The organism is Paenibacillus sp. PSB04 (genome assembly GCF_025809195.1).
Taxonomy (GTDB): Bacteria; Bacillota; Bacilli; order Paenibacillales; family Paenibacillaceae; genus Paenibacillus_AQ; species Paenibacillus_AQ favisporus.
This window is the reverse complement of record NZ_CP081301.1, coordinates 3,759,876-3,778,478: the sequence shown is the minus strand read 5'-3', so window position 1 is coordinate 3,778,478 and position 18,603 is coordinate 3,759,876. Positions and strand designations below refer to the sequence as shown.

General features: G+C 52.8%; 15 protein-coding genes and 1 other annotated feature. Of the genes, 4 read left to right on the top strand and 11 right to left on the bottom strand.

Annotated features, from left to right (window positions below):
* Window positions 1-63 precede the first annotated feature (63 nt).
* Window positions 64-450: an Asp23/Gls24 family envelope stress response protein gene (locus K2F33_RS17425; protein WP_076169919.1), complete on the bottom strand. Its 387-nt coding sequence runs from the start codon at window positions 448-450 to the stop codon at window positions 64-66.
* Between the two features lie 152 nt (window positions 451-602).
* Between K2F33_RS17425 and cax the strand changes: the two genes are divergently transcribed.
* Window positions 603-1,676: a calcium/proton exchanger gene (gene cax / locus K2F33_RS17420; protein ID WP_076169918.1), complete on the top strand. Its 1,074-nt coding sequence runs from the start codon at window positions 603-605 to the stop codon at window positions 1,674-1,676.
* Window positions 1,677-1,891: 215 nt separating this feature from the next.
* Here the strand turns inward: cax and K2F33_RS17415 are convergent, their stop codons facing one another.
* From K2F33_RS17415 to K2F33_RS17395, 5 genes are all read right to left on the bottom strand, one after another.
* Window positions 1,892-2,182, bottom strand: coding sequence for an Fpa/YlaN family protein (locus K2F33_RS17415; RefSeq protein ID WP_076169917.1), 291 nt, complete (start codon window positions 2,180-2,182; stop codon window positions 1,892-1,894).
* A 308-nt stretch (window positions 2,183-2,490) separates the two neighbouring features.
* Window positions 2,491-2,736 (bottom strand): HPr family phosphocarrier protein, encoded by a 246-nt coding sequence (locus tag K2F33_RS17410; RefSeq protein ID WP_076169916.1) that lies wholly within the window; start codon window positions 2,734-2,736, stop codon window positions 2,491-2,493.
* A gap of 144 nt (window positions 2,737-2,880) precedes the next feature.
* Entirely contained in the window at window positions 2,881-3,996 is a 1,116-nt protein-coding gene (locus K2F33_RS17405) for an aminopeptidase (protein WP_076169915.1), read from the bottom strand.
* A gap of 207 nt (window positions 3,997-4,203) precedes the next feature.
* The gene (locus tag K2F33_RS17400; protein ID WP_076169914.1) at window positions 4,204-5,025 is read right to left on the bottom strand and encodes a hypothetical protein; all 822 of its coding nucleotides are present in this window, start codon (window positions 5,023-5,025) and stop codon (window positions 4,204-4,206) included.
* A 136-nt stretch (window positions 5,026-5,161) separates the two neighbouring features.
* Window positions 5,162-7,147, bottom strand: coding sequence for a sensor domain-containing diguanylate cyclase (locus K2F33_RS17395; RefSeq protein WP_263878065.1), 1,986 nt, complete (start codon window positions 7,145-7,147; stop codon window positions 5,162-5,164).
* A gap of 476 nt (window positions 7,148-7,623) precedes the next feature.
* On the opposite strand from K2F33_RS17395, the gene rpsD reads away from it, so the two are divergent.
* Window positions 7,624-8,223 carry a 30S ribosomal protein S4 gene (gene rpsD / locus K2F33_RS17390; protein WP_076169912.1) on the top strand — a complete coding sequence of 200 codons (600 nt, stop codon included), beginning with the start codon at window positions 7,624-7,626 and terminating at the stop codon, window positions 8,221-8,223.
* Window positions 8,224-8,366: 143 nt separating this feature from the next.
* Here rpsD and tyrS read toward each other — a convergent pair whose 3' ends face one another.
* Window positions 8,367-9,620 (bottom strand): tyrosine--tRNA ligase, encoded by a 1,254-nt coding sequence (gene tyrS, locus K2F33_RS17385; RefSeq protein WP_263878061.1) that lies wholly within the window; start codon window positions 9,618-9,620, stop codon window positions 8,367-8,369.
* A gap of 57 nt (window positions 9,621-9,677) precedes the next feature.
* Window positions 9,678-9,942, bottom strand: a binding site (T-box leader).
* Window positions 9,943-10,090: 148 nt separating this feature from the next.
* Between tyrS and K2F33_RS17380 the strand changes: the two genes are divergently transcribed.
* Window positions 10,091-13,207 carry a transglycosylase domain-containing protein gene (locus K2F33_RS17380; RefSeq protein ID WP_263878059.1) on the top strand — a complete coding sequence of 1,039 codons (3,117 nt, stop codon included), beginning with the start codon at window positions 10,091-10,093 and terminating at the stop codon, window positions 13,205-13,207.
* A gap of 203 nt (window positions 13,208-13,410) precedes the next feature.
* Here the strand turns inward: K2F33_RS17380 and acsA are convergent, their stop codons facing one another.
* On the bottom strand, window positions 13,411-15,135 hold the full coding sequence (gene acsA, locus K2F33_RS17375) for an acetate--CoA ligase (protein ID WP_105444570.1): 1,725 nt from the start codon (window positions 15,133-15,135) through the stop codon (window positions 13,411-13,413).
* 283 nt (window positions 15,136-15,418) lie between these two features.
* Between acsA and K2F33_RS17370 the strand changes: the two genes are divergently transcribed.
* Window positions 15,419-16,051, top strand: coding sequence for a GNAT family N-acetyltransferase (locus tag K2F33_RS17370; RefSeq protein ID WP_263878056.1), 633 nt, complete (start codon window positions 15,419-15,421; stop codon window positions 16,049-16,051).
* 177 nt (window positions 16,052-16,228) lie between these two features.
* On the opposite strand, the gene K2F33_RS17365 is transcribed toward K2F33_RS17370, so the two are convergent.
* The 3 genes from K2F33_RS17365 to ytxJ form a co-directional block, all read right to left on the bottom strand.
* Window positions 16,229-16,927 carry a 5'-methylthioadenosine/adenosylhomocysteine nucleosidase gene (locus K2F33_RS17365; protein ID WP_089548157.1) on the bottom strand — a complete coding sequence of 233 codons (699 nt, stop codon included), beginning with the start codon at window positions 16,925-16,927 and terminating at the stop codon, window positions 16,229-16,231.
* Window positions 16,928-17,133: 206 nt separating this feature from the next.
* Complete coding sequence (gene ccpA, locus K2F33_RS17360; RefSeq protein ID WP_076169906.1) at window positions 17,134-18,147, bottom strand: catabolite control protein A; 1,014 nt, start codon at window positions 18,145-18,147, stop codon at window positions 17,134-17,136.
* A 90-nt stretch (window positions 18,148-18,237) separates the two neighbouring features.
* On the bottom strand, window positions 18,238-18,585 hold the full coding sequence (ytxJ, locus tag K2F33_RS17355; RefSeq protein ID WP_076169905.1) for a bacillithiol system redox-active protein YtxJ: 348 nt from the start codon (window positions 18,583-18,585) through the stop codon (window positions 18,238-18,240).
* Window positions 18,586-18,603 lie beyond the last annotated feature (18 nt).

Sequence of the window (18,603 nt, the reverse complement as noted above, 5' to 3'; positions counted from 1 at the left end):
AAAAGACTAGAGGACGCCTAAGTCCCCTAGTCTTTTTTTCGTCTTATTCGTGTGTTCGTGTGCTTATTTGGTGCGCGTAGGTACCTCTTCAATCATGTCATCTTTAAAAGCGACGCCTTCCACTTTCACGTTCACTTCGACCACACGCAGACCGGTCATGCTTTCGACAGCTTCACGCACGTTTTGCTGAAGCATGCGGGATACTTCGTGAATCGGGGTTTCGTACAGCACGATGATTCGCAGGTCAATGGCCGCTTCCAGCTGGCCTACCTCCACCGTGACACCCTTCTGCACGTTTTTTCCGCTCAGGCGCTTGGCCCATCCTTCCGACAAACCACCCGACATAGCTGCGATCCCTGGTGTTTCGAGTGCGGCCAGTCCGGCGATTTTCGCTACGACATCATCTGCAATCCGTATGGTTCCATTCTCTAGTTGGAGTTGTTCCGACATGCTCCATCCTCCTTTACATCCATTATCCGTTATTGTAAATCCTAACAGGCCCAAAAAGCAAATCCCAAGCCCTGCCGATTTGTTTACAACCTTATGCAATTTGGGTATATTGAATAAGAATCGAACTTACATAAGGCAAGAGGTGTCAAAAATTGAAAAAATGGATCAGCCCCACCCTGCTCATCGCCTTCTTTATCCTTAGTGCTGTGGGACATTTCGCAGGCTGGGACGCAACGCTGCAGTTTATTCTGTCCGCGATTTCTGTCATTTTTGTGGCCGGATTTTTGGGCAAAGCGACGGAGAACGTATCGCATTATGCCGGACAGCGGCTCGGTGGATTCCTGAACGCCACCTTCGGTAACGCAGCGGAGCTGATTATCGCCATCTTCCTCGTGAAGGAAGGCTTGTTCGACATGGTCAAAGCCAGTCTGACCGGCTCGGTAATCGGAAACTTGCTGCTGGTACTGGGACTCAGCATTTTTGCCGGGGGACTGAAGTTTAAAGTTCAGAGCTTCAACGTATCATTGGCGGGTATGAACGGCTCGCTGATGCTCGTCGCCGTGATCGCTCTGATCGTGCCTGCGGTCTTCCTGCGCAGCCATTCCATTACCGGAAGCGATACCCAGCTGCTGAGCCTTATCGTAGCTTGTATCTTAATCGTGGCTTACCTTGCCTGGCTGGTCTTCTCGATGATTACGCACAAGAAATACTTGGCGGATGTCACCGACGAAGAAGATGAAGAGCTGCCTCATGAACGCGAGCCGGAATGGTCCAAGGGCAAATCGATCCTGTATCTCCTTCTGGCGACCGTTATGGTCGCTTTCGTGAGTGAATGGCTGGTAGATACGCTGGAGACCTTTACGACGCGATTTGGGCTTAGTGAGCTGTTCGTAGGTGCGTTCCTCGTGGCCATCATCGGCAATGCGGCAGAGCACAGTGCGGCCGTCATGCTGGCTATGAAGAACAAAATCGGCGCAGCGGTCGAAATCGCCGTAGGCAGCAGCCTGCAGATCGCTTTGTTCGTCGCCCCCGTGCTGGTGCTGGTCAGCTACTTCTTCGGGCCTACCACGATGGACCTGGTGTTTACAACTATTGAGCTGCTTGCGATTGGCGTGTCGGTATTTATCGCCAAGTCTATTATCCAGGATGGCAAAACGAACTGGTATGAAGGTCTGCTGCTGCTGGTCGTATACGTTATTTTGGGCGTATCGTTTTTCTTGGTGTAGCAAGGCAGCTTAAGCTCTTAACCCTGCATAGCAGGGGAACGCAAAAAAGGCATGCACTCCGCTGGAGCGCATGCCTTTTTATACGTATAAATTTATAAATCTCGGGACCTCCAATGTGAAGGCCAAGCTGCAACTACTCATCATCGTGTGATACAGAAACACAGGTGGTCTGTACTCTGCATCTTATGTAAGCCTGCTTGCGACAGGCTGATGATTTAGGCTTCCCTGTTGTTCAGGGCTTCATAGAGGTTGGCCAGATTCTTCTCCAGCTCACTGACCAGCTGTTTGCCTGTAAGTTCGGGCACAAGACCGGCACGTACGGCAAAATCAACCTCACGTGAAAATCCGTACATCTGGGTGTCCAGCACTTCCTCATAGAGAGGGCAATAGCGTGTGGCCAGATTCTCCATTTGTACTTCAATAAGCTTCTCTATTTTCTCTGCATCATCTTTCAGCAGATTAATCGCCTTAATATTCAACTGCTCCTGCAGCTCAGATGAAGTCATGCATCTTCCCCCCTATGTCCAAAATCCTACAATTACACCCTTGTATTCTATTCTTAATATTAGACGAAATTGAACACCAATACAAGAACCTGGCCCAGAAAAACGTCCCCGGGAAGCCGAAGGAACAGGAAAATCTGGCCCATCGTCCGCAAAGACCCCGGGTTTCAATGCCAAGCGCGGCGCAAAGGGACTCTAAGGGGAAGGCTGGCGGCGGTGCAAGGTTCTAGAATAACCCCGGTACATATCAAGGTTATGACTTTAAAAAAAGCGCCCTTACTGTTGCCAGCAGGTGCGCTCTTCTTCATCGCTTACTCAGAGACCACGTTGACGTTCAGGCCGTGTTTGGCAAACACTTCCTTCATCGCCGTTTTAGCCTCGTCCGCATCCGGTCCATGAACATGAAGCTCATAGCTTTGGCTGCTTACGAGTGTCGTAAACAGACCGAGGATACTTTTGACATCGATGTACTTGTTTTCCGCTTGAAGTACGATCGAAGAGGTAAATTGGCTTGCCGTTTGAGCGATTTCTACAACAGCTGCGTTGTTACTGGACATAGGATCCCTCCGTAGCTTTTGATATCAAGTATACTATGATTTTACCACTTTTATGATACATTGAATCCGCTTTCTCGCGCAAGGAATTTCTGAAAAGCGCTGAACCGTGGGCCTCACGGGCCGGGTTCCCTTCTTCAGCTATTCTTATTTCAAGTTTTCAGGATTCAGCCCCTGCAGTTCCGGAATGACGAAGATGCCGTCTTTGCGGATCAGCACGTCGTCGAAGTAGATCTCCCCGCCGCCGTAGTCTTCACGCTGAATCAGCACGATATCCCAGTGGATGGAGGAGCGGTTGCCGTTATCCGTTACTTCATAGGCTTGACCCGGGGTGAAGTGGATGCTGCCGGCAATTTTTTCGTCGAACAGAATGTCCTTCATCGGGTGCAAAATGTACGGATTAAACCCGATCGCGAATTCGCCGATATAACGTGCCCCTTCATCCGAGTCCAAAATGTTGTTCAGGCGCTCGGTATCGTTGCTGGTCGCTTCCACGATCTTTCCGTCCTTGAAAGTAAACTTGATATTTTCGAACGAAATGCCGTTGTATACCGTGCTGGTGTTGTAGCTGATCGTGCCGTTGACCGAATCACGTACCGGTGCGCTGTATACCTCGCCGTCCGGAATGTTCTTCTCGCCTGCGCATTTTTCGGCGCCGATTCCCTTAATGGAAAAGCTGAGATCGGTGCCCGGGCCGACGATACGGACCTTGTCCGTCTTTCTCATCAGCTCGGCAAGCGGATCCTGCGCTTTGTCCATCTTGGCGTAATCGAGGTTGCATACGTCAAAATAGAAGTCCTCAAAGGCTTCCGTGCTCATATTGGCCAACTGCGCCATGCTTGGGTTCGGATAACGCAGCACCACCCATTTGGTGTGGTTGACGCGCTGCCCGCTATGTACCGGATGATTATAGAGCGAATTGAACAGTTTTACCTTTTCGTCAGGAACGTCGGCCAGATCGTTGACGTTCTCTCCGGCGCGGATGCCGATATAGCAGTCCATCTGCTTCATCCGGTTCAGGTCGATGTCCGCCCATGTCTTGAGCATCTCTTCGCTCGCGTTCATCAGCATCGTACGCTGCACCGATTTGTCGGTAATTTGTACGAACGGACGTCCTCCCCGTTTGCCAACTTCATCAATGACGGCCTTCAGCAGGTCGCGCTCCGAGCCGATCATCTCGACAAGGACGTTCTCCCCCGGCTGTACGTTCACGGAATAACCGACGAGGTTTTCCGCCAGTTTTTGAATTCTAGGATCACGCATTACTTATTTCCTCCCCTTGACATAACCTGTAAGCTATTTATTTGAACAAAGGTTAATTCATTCAGACTTATTGTAGCACGCATGGCAAGTCCCGTCAGCATGAGCCCTCCGGATGCAGGCGGAAAGCCCCAAGTCTGCCTGTCGGATGATGACCAAATGAGCAGCCGCCCGATCGTCCGGTATGGAACTTGTCGTCACCGGGCGAGCCTAAGGCTGGAATGATACATCATTGACCATCGTCTCCCGCGTCTGCGCACCGTCCAGATTGATATAGTCGATCGCGCTCTCGGAGGTCAGACGAACCGGAAATCCGGACTTGCGGTTAATCGTCAAATGATAGACCGTGCTGACCTGAGCGTCGTTCAGCATCTGCCGCAGCTGCTTGTCCCCCTGATTCCAGAGCGTCTGCAGCTTTTGCTTTTGCCCGGACTGTGCATGGGTGTATCCCGGCTGCTTGCGGAGACCCTCCATTTCCGATTCAAGCTGCTTCGCCAAAAAGTCCTTTGCGCTGGAGCCTTCCAGTTCGATCCGCAGCACTTTGGTGCCGCGGCCCGCGCTGGACTCCACTTTGATGCTTTTGGGAAGCCCATGAATGCCGTCGAGCTGCTGCAGAGGGTTTAACCGGGTTAATGAAGGAGAGTTATCCTCAGGGTTCGCTTCGCTCGACAGCCTCACCCATCCCCCGTCCTGCCTGCGGAAATTCGTCACCTTCACGGTCTTCCCGGTGATTCCCCGTGCCTGGAGTCCCGTGGTCTGAACCGCCTCCCCAGTAGGGATCACGCTCTCCATGGTCAGCTGGTCGTGCCCCGTGAGCCTGCCGGTGTAAGCAAAGTTCTGCACCTGCCCCTGATCCTGGGCACGAACCGAAGCCAGGCCGCTAAATGAAAACGAATCGATGCCGGCAAGTCCGGTAATCGTCTGGGAAAACCACTCCTCCGGCGATTTCGAGTCCTGAAACATGCCGCAGCCTGTCAAACCGCCGCAAAGGCCGAGCAGCAGCAAGGCGGGAAGTACCATTTTTTTCATCATGGGAAAACTGCCTTTCCGGACAAAATGAACCAAGGTTCATTTTTCGATCATAGGTCCTTTTTGCTTTATAGGCTGTCCCCCGCCCGGCCAGTTCATGCAAAAATAAGGCGCCCCCACCCGAGAGTGAGGCCGCCTGCTACATATCGTTCATGTTTTCCATTTGGATTTGGTTGCGTCCGCTGTTCTTTGCCCTGTAGAGGGCCATATCCGCTCTGTAGAACAAGCTGTCTACACTCACCTGCGGGTCCGTCCAGCACCATTCCGCGATTCCGCTTGAAATCGTTACGGACGGGCTTGTCTCCCGGGCGACACGGCTTCGGATCACTTCAGCGACTTTGACCGCCTGGTGCACCCCTAGCTGCGGCATATACACAGCCAGCTCTTCCCCGCCCCAGCGTGCAGGCACGTCTTCCTCTCGGATGGAGGATTTCACGATATCGCTGACCTGCCTGAGGATGTCGTCCCCTTTCTGGTGGCCGTATGTATCGTTAACCTGTTTGAATTCATCAATGTCTACCACGATCAGAGACCCGCAAAAATCGCTCACTTGATACTGCTGGATCATCTTATCAAGGTAATGGCGGGCGTACATGTCGGTCAGCATGTCCCGGTTGGCCATCCGTCTCAGCTCGGCGTGGAGCAGCGCGTTGCTCACCGACAGGCCGATATGGCTGGACAAGGTCTGCAGAAGCCGGTAGTTGTCATAGGAAAAATAATGAGGGCTGCGATGCGTCAGCAGAATCGCCCCCATCACCTTGCCGTTTACGGTCAGCGGTGAAGCGATGAGGGATTGCGAATGCGTGATTTCCATCAGCTTTGAGGGGACTTTGCCGTTCAGCGAATAGTCTGACAGAATTACAGGTTCCTTTTTATGAAAGACAAGTCCGCCGAAGCCGTACTCTGCGTCAAAAGACGGGGCAAGACCGGGAACGTTGGATGCCATGACCTCCAGAACGTCCCGCTCCTCATTGTACTGCAGGAAGCAGCAGTAATCCGCCTGAAAAATATCCAGCATCTCCTCGCTGGCAAACTTGTAGATATCACCGAGCTTGAGGCTCTGATTCAGCCGCTGGGTCAATTCGTTAATGAGGCGCAGCTCATGAATCAGCAGGTTCGACTGCTCGTAGAGCTTCGCATTCTCGAACGCGTTCCCCGCCGTGTCGACCACCATGCTGATCAGCTGCAGATCTAAATCTTCCCTGAGCTCCCGGGACATCACCAGATGCAGCACCCCGTAGACGCCCTGCTTGCCGCCGAGCGGTATGGCGATTTCGGTCTGGCCTTCCATTCCTTCGCCGCTGCCATCCTGCATCATGAGCCTTCCATCCATAAAAGACCTGACGCAGATATCCTCGCCCCAGGGGTGAAACACGAGCGGTTCTACCCGCGGATTGCGGCTTTGATGGTCCTGGGACATGAGCAGCCTCGCCCGGATGGTGGGGTACAGTACTTCAAGGCTGTCCAGAACTTCCGTCAGCACGGTTTCGACGTCGATCTGATCATGCATCCGCTGCATGATTTGGAACAGGATGGACCGGCGGTTGGCTTCCCGTTCCGTGCTTTCCTGTACCTTCAGAATGTCCGATACGAGGGCGAACTTAAAGCTTTTGTACAGGCAGGAACGATAGTGAAGCGCCATCGCGGCAACGGTGTCCCGGATTCCTTCATCATATAAGCGTGCGGGGATTCCGCAGACCAGAAGGCACACCAGCGCATGGTCCCGGCGCGTAAAGACCGGAATAACCGTCGTGACCCAGGAGCTTCCGCGATCCGCCGGGTCATCAGGATGGACCCAGACTTGTTCCCCGGACTCCAGGCAGCGCCCGATCTCTCCCGTCAAACCGCAGAAAGGTTCCGCAAGGAGAGCTTCATCGCCTTCGATCCACCGCCCCTCGTAATCCGTCACGGCCCACAGGGCTTGTCCGCTTAACGTAAGCGCCTGCCCTTCGGTGCGCCATTGGAGAAAGGCTTCCTGAATCACGTGATCCACATAGGGCAAATCATGAATGGACAAGTCGATCTCCTGCAGCCAGGAAGTAGCCGACTCTGAGGGAAACGCCAGCTCGGTATTCGTCTGGAACAGGCTTTGATGCTTGGTTGTTTCTCGTTGGTGTTCTGACATAGACAGGCGCTCCTTTACACCGTGCCCAGAGGGTGTCTTTCAAGGCACCATAGAATCACAATCAATCATTGTCATCCTTGCAATATGAAAATCCCCTGACAAAGTCGGGTTATGTCGGATGTGTTATAATAATCATATTCTACTCTGTTCCAAGCAATTTTGCACTCATATTTCAGATATTCGTCCTACTTTTTTAGGACTATAGCCCTATCGACAAAATTAGACTTTTCCAGCACAATGTCAGGCCTTGACTTTTGCCTACTCTATAATATAAAATCTATTGTTGAAAAAGACTGCAATATAGTCTTGATTTGGGCGTAACGTTGTGTCACCCTCACGTCATTTGTTGCTGACAGGACAGCGGCTGAACTTTCCCGTCAGTTGTGCAGTTCGTACTAGGACGCACAGGTAAACAAATACGGCGCAAATAGAGCCCTACTGTAAATTATTCGAAAAATAAAGGAGTCTACTATAACATGGCACGTTACACAGGTCCAAAGTTCAAATTGAGCCGTCGTCTGGGAATTTCCCTGAGCGGTACTGGTAAAGAATTGAAACGCCCTTTTCCTCCGGGACAACACGGTCCTAACCAACGGAGAAAAATGAGCAACTACGGTATGCAGCTTCAAGAAAAACAAAAATTGCGCCACATGTACGGTTTGGGTGAAAAGCAATTCCGCACGCTGTTCGACAGAGCGCAAAAAATGCAAGGTATTGCCGGCGAAAACTTCATGTTCTTGCTGGAAAGCCGTTTGGACAACCTTGTTTACCGTCTTGGTTTCGCTAACTCCCGTGCAGGAGCGCGCCAATTGGTCGCTCACGGTCACGTGACTGTTAACGGCAAGAAAGTAAACGTTGCTTCCTACCAAGTAAGCACAGGCGACGTGATCGGTCTTCGCGAAAGAAGCCGCAGCCTCTCTTCTATTAAAGAAGCGCTGGAAAACCGTACGCATCTGCCAGGCTACCTGGAGTACAACGATGGAGCTTTGGAAGGTAAATACATCCGTTTCCCAGAGCGCGCCGAGCTTTCCCAAGACATCGACGAAAGACAAATCGTCGAATTCTACAACCGTTAATATTTGCTGCAACCAAGCCTGGAACTTTATGTTCCGGGCTTTTTTGTTTGTTCTGGATGAAAAACAGGGCCGACCGGCAGCCCTGTGTATCGTGGTAGTATCCCCCCGGCCTCTCCCAGCCTTCTCACGGCTTCTTACATCTTCTATAGCAGCCGGAGCTTGGCAAATTTGCGTCTTCCCGCTTGAACGATATCGCCGTCCCGGACCCCGATCTCCGCATGGGGATCCTCGATTTTCACTTCATTCAGCTTGACCGATCCTTGCTGAATGCTCCTTCTGGCCTCGCTGTTGGAAGAAGCAAATCCGATAAGGGTCAGCAGCCGGACCAGCCGGATGGCCCCTCCCTGCAGCTCGTTTTCGGGGATATCGCGCAGCTCGATATCCTCAGGAAGCGCACGCTGCTGAAAGACCGTGACGAAATGCTGCCTGGCCGCTTCGGCCGCCTCCTGCCCGTGGTACATCCGGACAAAGGCTGCCGCCAGGCTCATTTTGGCATCCCTTGGGTGGATACGGCCGCCTTCCAATCCTTCTCGCAGAATCTGAAGGTCTTCATTCGTTATATCCGTGGCCAGCTCGAAGTATTTCACCATCAGCCCATCCGGCACCGACATCGTTTTGCCGAACATTTCGTTCGGTGCGTCATCGATTCCGATGTAATTGCCGAGGCTTTTGCTCATCTTCTGCACGCCATCCAGCCCTTCCAGCAGCGGCAGCGTGACCGCCACCTGCGGCTCTGCCCCGTATTCCTTCTGCAAGGTGCGGCCCATCATGAGATTAAACGTCTGATCCGTACCGCCGATCTCGATATCCGTCTCCAGCGCCACCGAATCCATGCCCTGCATCAGCGGGTAGAAAAACTCGTGAATGCTGATCGGGAGACCGCCGGCATACCGTTTGGAAAAATCGTCTCGCTCCAGCATCCGGGCCACCGTCACTTTGGAACCGAGCCCGATCACGTCGGCAAAGGTCATCGGTCCGAGCCATTCGGAGTTGTAGTATACCTTCGCTTTGTCCGGACTTAATATTTTGAACGCCTGAGCCTGATACGTTTCCGCATTCCGCTTCACGTCTTCTTCCGTCAGCTGCCTGCGGGTTTCCGATTTCCCGGTCGGGTCGCCGATCCGGCCCGTGAAATCCCCAATGATCAGCTGCACCTCATGGCCCAGCTCCTGAAACTGCCGCAGCTTGTGCAGCACTACCGTGTGCCCCATATGAATGTCCGGAGCGGATGGATCAAGACCCAGCTTTACCTTGAGCGGCCGTCCTTGCACAACCGACCGGATCACCTTGCGTTCCAGCTCTTCGTTCGGCAGGATTTCGACCGTCCCCCTCCTGATGACAGCCAGTTGGCGTTCAACCTCTTCCTTCTGGGCCGGCATGAGTTGTTCCCAGTTCATCGTCATCAACCTCTCTCTGATCCGTTAGAATGTACAGCAAAAAGGCTCCTTCTCGTCCCAAGGGACGAGAAGGAGCCTGCTCGCGTTACCACCCTAATTAAAGCAGCCGTTTCGGGGACGATCCCCTTCCACCCACTGCTTTCACTTCATTACGATAACGGACTGCCAGGTCCGGTGCCAGACTACTTACGCTCCAGGTGACGCGCGTTCCTCCGGACGGCTCAAGACGGTAATTCAAAGGGAGAGGCTGCCGGTTTGCACCACCCACCGGCTCTCTGATCAGCCCAGGCTCCCTTCTACTGGAGTCTTTCTTTGCCTTTTGACGATATGTTCTTTTTGGATTAACCCTATTTATACCACACACCCGAAAAAAGTCAATGATTGCCATCCATTTGGCCACGATTCGATCTCTGCATTCAAAATACGCAATTTATGCTATAATAGTTCCGTCAAAAGGAGGATAGCCACGAATGGTTGAAGATAACAAACAAAAGCCGGAAGAGCAGACCGCTCCGAAAAAACGGTCCTACGGCCGCATCATCGGCCTTACCGCGATGTGGACGCTGGTCGTTATCGTTATGGGAGCGCTGTTCGCCGGCGGTACGGCAGCCGGGTACCTCACTTCCATCGTGAAGGATGATCCGGTCCGTTCCAGGGCATTGATTGACCAGAAGATGAGCGAGAACTCCATTACGGGATTCGCCTACTTCCGTGACGGCACCCCCATCGGACAGCTTCGGACCGATGAGGACAGACGCCCCGTGGAGTATAAGCAGATACCGCCCATCGTCATCGACGCCGTCGTATCGATTGAAGACAATAACTTTTTTACACATAAGGGTGTTGACATCAAGGGCACGCTCCGTGCCGTCAAACAGAAGCTTCTGCATGAATCCGTGCAGACCGGAGGAAGCACGCTCACCCAGCAGCTGGCCAGACGCGTTTTCCTGAACCTGGACAAAACGGAAGACCGGAAATTCAAGGAAATTTTGCTCGCGCTCCGGCTGGAGCGGTTTATGACGAAAGAAGAAATTTTAACGGCATACTTAAACAAGGTTCCGTTCGGCAACGGATCCAGCGGCTACAATCTGTACGGTATTCAGGCCGCAGCCAAAGGCATTTTTAATATTAGTGATCTCAGTAAATTGAACGTCGCCGAGGCGGCTTATTTGGCCGGTCTTCCTCAGCTGCCTTCAAGATATTCGGCCTTCAACGGCAAAGGCGAGTTTAACGAAGCCAACTTTAAACGCGCCATCGACCGGCAGCATCTGGTGCTCCGGCGGATGCTTGAGGAGAACAAAATCACGGAGGCGCAGTACCAGGAAGCGCTCGCTTTCGACATCCGTAAGCAGCTGGCTCCCCATGTGGAGAAGGCATACGCCACCTTCCCTTATCTGATGATGGAAACGGAGCGCCAAGGCGCCCAAATCATCATGCAGCTGAATGAGCAGGCGGAAGGCAAGGTTCCCGGGGACGATGCGAAGCAGGACGGCGACCTGCTTGAAGAAGCCCGACAGCAGCTCAGCACGGGCGGGTATCGGATCTATACCACCATTGATAAAAAGGTGTACAATACGATGCATAAAATCGCCGAGGATGACAGCAACTTCTCCCCTGACAGCAAAACCAAGGGGGCCGAGCAAACGGCGGCCATGATGATCAACAACAAGACCGGCGCCATTCTAGGCATGATCGAGGGCCGCGATTTTAACAAAGAACAGATGAACTATGCGACCCAGATGATCCGCCAGCCGGGATCGACGATGAAGCCGATTGCCGCTTATCTGCCGGCGATTGAATCAGGGGCCATTCAGCCGGCAAGCGTGGTTGACGATTCGCCGATCATTTTGCCGGACTGGCAAAAAGGGTATCATATTCCCAAAAACTCAACTTCGGGATATAAAGGATTGATGACGGCGCGCTCCGCACTCAACAATTCCGTGAATACGGTCGCGCTTAAACTATACAATAACGTTGTCGGAATCCAGAACGCCTGGAGCTTTGCCAAGAAGCTCGGGATCACGACCCTGCAACCGGATGATTATGGTGCAAAGACCGGCGTGCTGGGCGGCCTCGTTTACGGTGTGACGGTTGAAGAGCTGACCAATGCTTACAGCGCCATTGCGAACAACGGCCAGTTTAACGACGCCTACATGATCGAGAAAATCACCGACTCCAAAGGCAACATCGTGTATCAGCACGAAGCCAAGCCAGTGCAGGCTTTTTCCAAGCAGACGGCCTATCTGATGACCGACATGCTGCGGACCGTCATCACCGAAGGAACCGGCGATGTCGTCCGCAAAAATTACAAGCATTTTAAAACCGTGCCGATCGTCGGCAAAACGGGTACGACCCAGAATTACGGAGACGTCTGGTTTTTGGGCTATTCCCCTGACGTGACGCTCGGGGTCTGGGCTGGCTATAAGGAACAAAAGAACACCTTGACCACCAAGGCGGCGAAGAAACGCGCCCAGTCCATCTGGACCCTCGTGATGAACGAGGTGATCGACAGAGAACCGGAGCTGTTCAAGACTTCGAAGTTCGATAAACCGGACGGCATCGTAACCAAGACGGTGTCCGCCTACAGCGGCAAATTGCCGACATCGCTCACGGACCGGTTCGTGACCGACATTTTCAACAGCAAATACGTTCCGACGGAAAGCGACGACGGCATCGCCAAGGAGAAGTACATTACCTACAACGGCGTAAACTATATCCCGCAGGATGGTACGCCGGATGACATGCTCAAGGAGAAGGTCGTCGTCAAACGGGAAAAACCGATATCCGAGCTGATCAAAGAGCTGGAGAACGCGTTTGCCAAAATGAAGGGCGGCCACAATGCGCTGTCTTACTATATCCCGAGGGATGCCAACAGCGACATGCCGACCAAGATCGATCCGCGCGTAGACGACGGCGCCGCACCGGCTGCCCCATCGAACGCTTCGATCTCGTGGAACGGCAGCAAGGCCGTCATCTCCTTCAGTCCTACCGGACAATCCGATGTCGTCGGCTACCGGCTGTACCGCTCGGATAACAGCGGCTCCTACCGGAGACAGGCCAGCCTCCTCGTCGGAGAAGGGTCATCCTTCACCAGCGCTGCGAGCGGCGGATCCAGCTTCTATGTCACGGCCGTCGACGTGGCCGGCAAGGAGTCCGCACCAAGCATGACCGTCGGCCTGGGCGGCGGATTGACCAACATTATCGGAGGCACGGACAATCCGGACGGGGAACAAGGACAAAACGACGGGCAGGACAATCCGGACGGCGGTGTGGCATCCGGAGAGACACCGGGAACGGAACAGGCGCCTCAGACGGCTCCAGCCGCTCCTAGCGGGCTTCAAATGGCTGCTACGGAGACCGGAATCCAATTCCAGTGGACCGCCGCAGGAGCCCAGGAAATGGTCACAGAGTACGATGTTTATTACAGTACGAATCCGAACGGTCCGTATGTTAAATTAGGCACCAGCACGGAGCCTGGCTTATCGTACACCACATCGACTCCAATCAAAGGTTACTTCTTCGTATCTGCGGTAAATAGCGCAGGCGAATCGCCAAAATCGCCGGGCGCCTACTTTGAGAAAAAGTAATGGACCTGGCAAGCAGATATAGCATCACAAGAGGCAATCCCGGTATGGGATTGCCTCTTGTATTGTATAGAGCGGTTTATCCGAAAAATCGGGATAACGAAAACAGCCGGCTGTCAGGGTATAACCCTGAGCAACCGGCTGTTCTTTATTCTGTTTACGGCGTTATCCCTTACCGTTAGCAAAGGTAACGCTAGATTCAGTGCTTAGTCTTCAATTGTGGACAAATCGCCTGTCGGAAGGTTTAACTCCCACGCCTTCAGCACGCGCCGCATAATTTTACCGGAACGCGTCTTCGGCAGTTTATCCTTGAACTCAATTTCGCGCGGTGCAGCATGGGCCGATAATCCCTCTTTGACGAAGCGGTAGATCTCGTCCTTAAGCTCCTGCGACTCGGTGTAACCTTCGCGAAGCGAGATAAACGCCTTGATGATTTCGCCTCTCGTCGCATCCGGCTTGCCGATGACGCCGGCTTCTGCAACCGCCGGGTGCTCGACAAGCTTGCTCTCGACTTCGAACGGTCCGATCCGCTCGCCGGACGAGTTGATGACATCGTCGATCCGGCCTTGGAACCAGAAATAACCTTCTTCGTCCATGTATGCCGAGTCCCCGGAAATATACCAGCCGGGAATTCTGAAATACTCCTGATACTTGGCCGGGTTTTTCCAAATCTGGTTCATCATCGACGGCCAAGGGGCCTTAATGGCCAGATTGCCCATCGTATATGGCGCCACTTCCTTGCCATTATCGTCCAGGATAGCGGCCTCGATCCCTGGAAGCGGGCGTCCCATCGAGCCAGGCTTGATGGCCATGGAAGGATAGTTACAGATCAGCTGCCCGCCCGTTTCGGTCATCCACCATGTATCGTGAATGCGCTGCCCGTATACCTTCTCGCCCCAGCGGACGACTTCAGGGTTCAGCGGCTCGCCAACGGACAGAACGTGGCGGAGGCTGCTGAGGTCAAACTGGGAGATCACATCGGCCCCGGCCCCCATCAGCATCCGGAAAGCGGTCGGAGCGCTGTACCACACCGTGACTTTGTATTTATCAATCGTGCCGTACCAATCCTGCGGACTGAAGCGTCCGCCGCGGATGACATTGGTTACCCCGTTCAGCCATGGGGCAAAAATGCCGTACGATGTCCCTGTTACCCAGCCCGGGTCAGCCGTACACCAATAGGTATCGTCTTCCCGAAGATCAAGGACGATCCGCCCCGTATAGTAATGCTGAATCATCGCATTCTGAACGTGGTATACGCCCTTCGGCTTGCCGGTGGAACCGGAAGTATAATGAATAATCAATCCGTCGCTGCGGTCCAGCCATTCGATCTGCAGGTCCGCAGGCGCTTCGTTCATTTCCTGCTTATAATCAATAATGCTGTCGTCCGTCTGTACATTGTCGCCAACGACGAAAATATGCTTCAAGTCGGGAAGCTCATCCTTCTTGACGCGCCCAAGCAGCTGTGGCGTCGTAATCAGGGCGACGGCCCCGCTGTCTTCGAGCCGATCCTTGACGGCCGTCTCCATAAACGCTTCGAAGAGCGGTCCAACGACGGCTCCCACTTTCAAAATACCCATGAGGGAGAAATAAAGCTCCGGACTCCGCGGCATAAAAATAAACACCCGGTCTCCCTTACCGATACCGTATTTGCGCAGCACGTTACCAAATTTGTCGGACTGCTCCTTCATCTCCGCAAAGGTATATGACTCGTCACGGGAAGCATCGCTGTACAGGAGCGCCGTCTTCGATCCGCGTCCTTCCGCCACATGGCGGTCAATTGCCTCGTAAGCCATATTTACCTTGCCTGTGTCATACCAGGTGAAATGTTTCTCCACATCTTCCCATTGAAACTCGGAACGAGCCTGTTCATAATCGCCCATATTGGATGATGAAACCACGCTCGGCAAGATTTCATTGTGAATTTGATCCATACTTTCATCCTCCCTCTGTTCTCCCATGCTAGGGCAGCGCTTACAATCTTGTATGAGTTCATGCCAATAGATTGACACCATACACATCATGACTTGATTTACGAGAGTTTTGAATGATTGCTGAAAGGGTATAGCATACAGGTTAAGCACTTACGGAAACAGCAAAAAATGTGACTAATTTATGTCAGAGATATTATAGCACAGGATGTATGCCCCTGCCATTCCCTTTTCATTTATTTGTTTTTTTGCTATAAGTAGGTTAGAAGCAGAAAGGAGCGTCCAGATGGAACACCACAAACTGTATCATGTCCATCCGCTGTCCCGCGAGGACCGCTGCCTGATTGTCGAAGGTCCCGTACCGCCGGGAAGACTCGCGGAGCTTACGATGCATCCGGATCTCGACGCTTTCCGCAGGCCGGCCGAGCAGCACAAGGCGTTGATCGAAATCGCCGGCCTTCCGGAAGGGAGAATCATCATTACCCGGGATGAAAACGTGATCGTCGGCTATGTCACCTTCCATTACCCGGACGAGCAGGAACGCTGGTCGCAGGGCCATATGGCCGACCTGATCGAGCTGGGAGCGATTGAGGTGGCCAACAGCTACCGTTCGCTGGGACTCGGGCAGAAAATGATCACAACCGCTTTTGAAGGCGGCCAAATGGAACCCTATATTGTCTTTACGACCGAGTATTATTGGCATTGGGACCTCAAAACCAGCGGCCTCAGCGTATGGGACTATCGCAAAATGATGGAACGGCTGATGAAAGTCGTGGACATGGTATGGTACGCCACCGACGATCCGGAGATCTGTTCCCATCCGGCCAACTGCCTTATGGTCCGCATCGGTCGGGACGTTCCGCTATCCTCAAAGGAACAGTTTGACCGGATCCGTTTCCAGCAGCGATTTATGTATTAACCATATACACAATGTTTCGGAGATGGCCTTTGCCATATGCCGGACAAGCCGAAAAAATCCCCGGTCTCCCGGAAGAGAGACGAAGCGAGCCGATCATCGTGAGGCTCCATCCTCTCTTCAAGGGACTGGGGATTTTTAGTTAGATTCCAATCGTTTCGATGCTTGTCGAGCCGCCGACTACAACCGCTGCACCATGTAATCCAAAATCGCATGGGAGCGGCGTGACGACGCCACCGTAAATTCAGCAAAATTGGCATGTGCCGAACCGTCGGCCTTGTCGGACATCGACCGGATCACAACAAACGGCACGCCGTTCATATAGCAGACTTGGGCTACGGCAGAGCCTTCCATTTCGACGCAGGCTCCTTCCATATGCTCATAAAACCAGGATACCTGATCGACGTTCGCGATAAACTGGTCCCCCGAGAGAACACGTCCCACCTTGCAGTTGACCTCTCCGAGAGCCTGGCAAGCTTCCTGCGCCAAAGCGATGAGACTTGCGTCCGCCTTGAACTCCGATACTTCCTGGTAAGGGATTACGCCACGTGCATATCCGAGCGGGCTGACATCCATATCATGCTGCACGCAGTCCGACGAAATGACGATATCGCCGATGTTCAGTTCCGGATGAACGGCTCCGGCCACACCGGTAAACAGCACTTTGCCGACGCCAAACTGGTCGATCAAAATTTGCGTCGTTACCGCCGCATTGACTTTGCCCACGCCGGATTTGCAAACGATAACCGGCTTGCCTCTGTATGTACCCCGGGCATATTTGACGCCCGCTTTCGTAACCGTCTCCGCCCCTTCCATCCCGGCAAGGAGCAGTTCCACTTCCTCATCCATGGCTCCGATGATTCCTATCATTTCTGGCATGTCATCTCCAATCCTTTCAAGCGGTCAGTTCTCGATGATGCTATTTTTGTGCAAAAATATGATTTCAGACGATTAGGACTTAAATGGCTATGAAGACAAGCACATGGCCGCATCGTACCTGTTAATAGCCGCACATCCCAAAAAAAGCTCCCTGAAGGAGCTTTTTTCACGAGTATTCAACCTTTTTCATATTTGGATATGTCTATTTATTCCTCGTTCACATGACTTACGGAGAGCCGCAAAATCGTTTCGTGAGGAAGAATGACCCGAGGGTTGTCCACATTTTCTTTCTTCATCAGCTTGGTCAAGAGACGCATCGCTACCGCACCCAAATCGTACATCGGCTGCGCTACAGTCGTCAGTTGCGGACGAACCATCGAAGCCATGCGGATGTTATCCACACTGATGATCGAGAAGTCATCGGGGACCTTCAGACCTTCGTCTTGAATGCTGTGAATGGCGCCGATCGCCATCTCGTCGGTGGCCGCAAAGATCGCCGTAGGCTTCTTCTTCAGCCCGAGGAAATACTTCATCGCTTCCACACCGGACTCGTACCGGTAGTTGCCGATGCGAACCAGGTCTTCCTGATACTCGATGCCGGCAGCTTCCAGCGCTCTCTTGTAGCCTTGGAAACGGGCATAGCCGTTCGCCGGGTCCTGGAGCGTTCCGCTGATCATGGCGATGTCCCGGTGACCGTGACGAATCAGCGTATTTACCGCGTCAAAGGCGGCCGCCTCATGATCGATATCCACGGAAGGATAAATGCCGTTCTCGTCGCGCGTCGCACAGAGCACGATCGGCACAGCCGAAGTCTGGAAGGCCTGAATATGCTCGTCCGTTACGGTTCCGCCCATGAAGAGCAGCCCGTCCACCTGCTTCTCAAGCAGCGTGTTGATGACGCGAATTTCCTTGTCTTTTCTCTTGTCAGCGTTACACAAAATGATATTGTAGTGGTACATATTGGCGATATCTTCGATACCCCGGGCGATCTCCGCAAAAATGGAGTTGGATATGTCCGGAATCACGACACCCACGGTTGTCGTTTTCTTGCTGGCAAGTCCTCTTGCCACCGCGTTCGGACGATATCCTAAACGTTCAATTGCTTCATATACTTTCTTCCGGGTCTGAGGCTTCACGTTCGGATTGTTGTTGACAACCCGCGATACCGTGGCCATCGATACGCCTGCTTCACGCGCCACATCGTAAATGGTTACCGTCAAATTCCTTCTCTCCATTGCAAATAAATTTTCATTCGTCAACCCATTAAACTCAATGATACGACAAAATTTTGCATTGTGCAATGATTACACTTACAGCTGTTGCAAATGCTCTTTAATCACTTCAGAAGTAATATGAGAATGAGACGTATGCCAGATGGGCGCCTGATTTTGAACCAGAATAACCTGAGGCGATTCATGCTGCACCCCAAGACGATCCGCCGCTTCCATCGATACCGGACGGTCTTCGACAACATGGATCAGACCATACTGTACGGCTTCATTCGGCTGATCTTCCAAGTAAGACATCATTTCCCGATACGCACCGGCGCTGATCGGGCAGCGTGTACTGTGCTTAAACAGCAGCAGAGGCTTATCTGTGGAGGCTTCCAATGCGGATTGCAGCTGATCGCTAGTAGTCAGTTTAGTCATTGTCGCCATTTGATATACATCCCCTTT

What these genes read in the sequence shown, in the direction of transcription:
- K2F33_RS17425 (WP_076169919.1), bottom strand. Translation starts at nt 450, where the DNA reads ATGTCGGAACAACTCCAACTAGAGAATGGAACCATACGGATTGCAGAT.
- K2F33_RS17415 (WP_076169917.1), bottom strand. Translation starts at nt 2,182, where the DNA reads ATGACTTCATCTGAGCTGCAGGAGCAGTTGAATATTAAGGCGATTAAT.
- K2F33_RS17410 (WP_076169916.1), bottom strand. Translation starts at nt 2,736, where the DNA reads ATGTCCAGTAACAACGCAGCTGTTGTAGAAATCGCTCAAACGGCAAGC.
- K2F33_RS17405 (WP_076169915.1), bottom strand. Translation starts at nt 3,996, where the DNA reads ATGCGTGATCCTAGAATTCAAAAACTGGCGGAAAACCTCGTCGGTTAT.
- K2F33_RS17400 (WP_076169914.1), bottom strand. Translation starts at nt 5,025, where the DNA reads ATGATGAAAAAAATGGTACTTCCCGCCTTGCTGCTGCTCGGCCTTTGC.
- K2F33_RS17395 (WP_263878065.1), bottom strand. Translation starts at nt 7,147, where the DNA reads ATGTCAGAACACCAACGAGAAACAACCAAGCATCAAAGCCTGTTCCAG.
- rpsD (WP_076169912.1), top strand. Translation starts at nt 7,624, where the DNA reads ATGGCACGTTACACAGGTCCAAAGTTCAAATTGAGCCGTCGTCTGGGA.
- tyrS (WP_263878061.1), bottom strand. Translation starts at nt 9,620, where the DNA reads ATGAACTGGGAACAACTCATGCCGGCCCAGAAGGAAGAGGTTGAACGC.
- K2F33_RS17380 (WP_263878059.1), top strand. Translation starts at nt 10,091, where the DNA reads ATGGTTGAAGATAACAAACAAAAGCCGGAAGAGCAGACCGCTCCGAAA.
- acsA (WP_105444570.1), bottom strand. Translation starts at nt 15,135, where the DNA reads ATGGATCAAATTCACAATGAAATCTTGCCGAGCGTGGTTTCATCATCC.
- K2F33_RS17370 (WP_263878056.1), top strand. Translation starts at nt 15,419, where the DNA reads ATGGAACACCACAAACTGTATCATGTCCATCCGCTGTCCCGCGAGGAC.
- K2F33_RS17365 (WP_089548157.1), bottom strand. Translation starts at nt 16,927, where the DNA reads ATGCCAGAAATGATAGGAATCATCGGAGCCATGGATGAGGAAGTGGAA.
- ytxJ (WP_076169905.1), bottom strand. Translation starts at nt 18,585, where the DNA reads ATGGCGACAATGACTAAACTGACTACTAGCGATCAGCTGCAATCCGCA.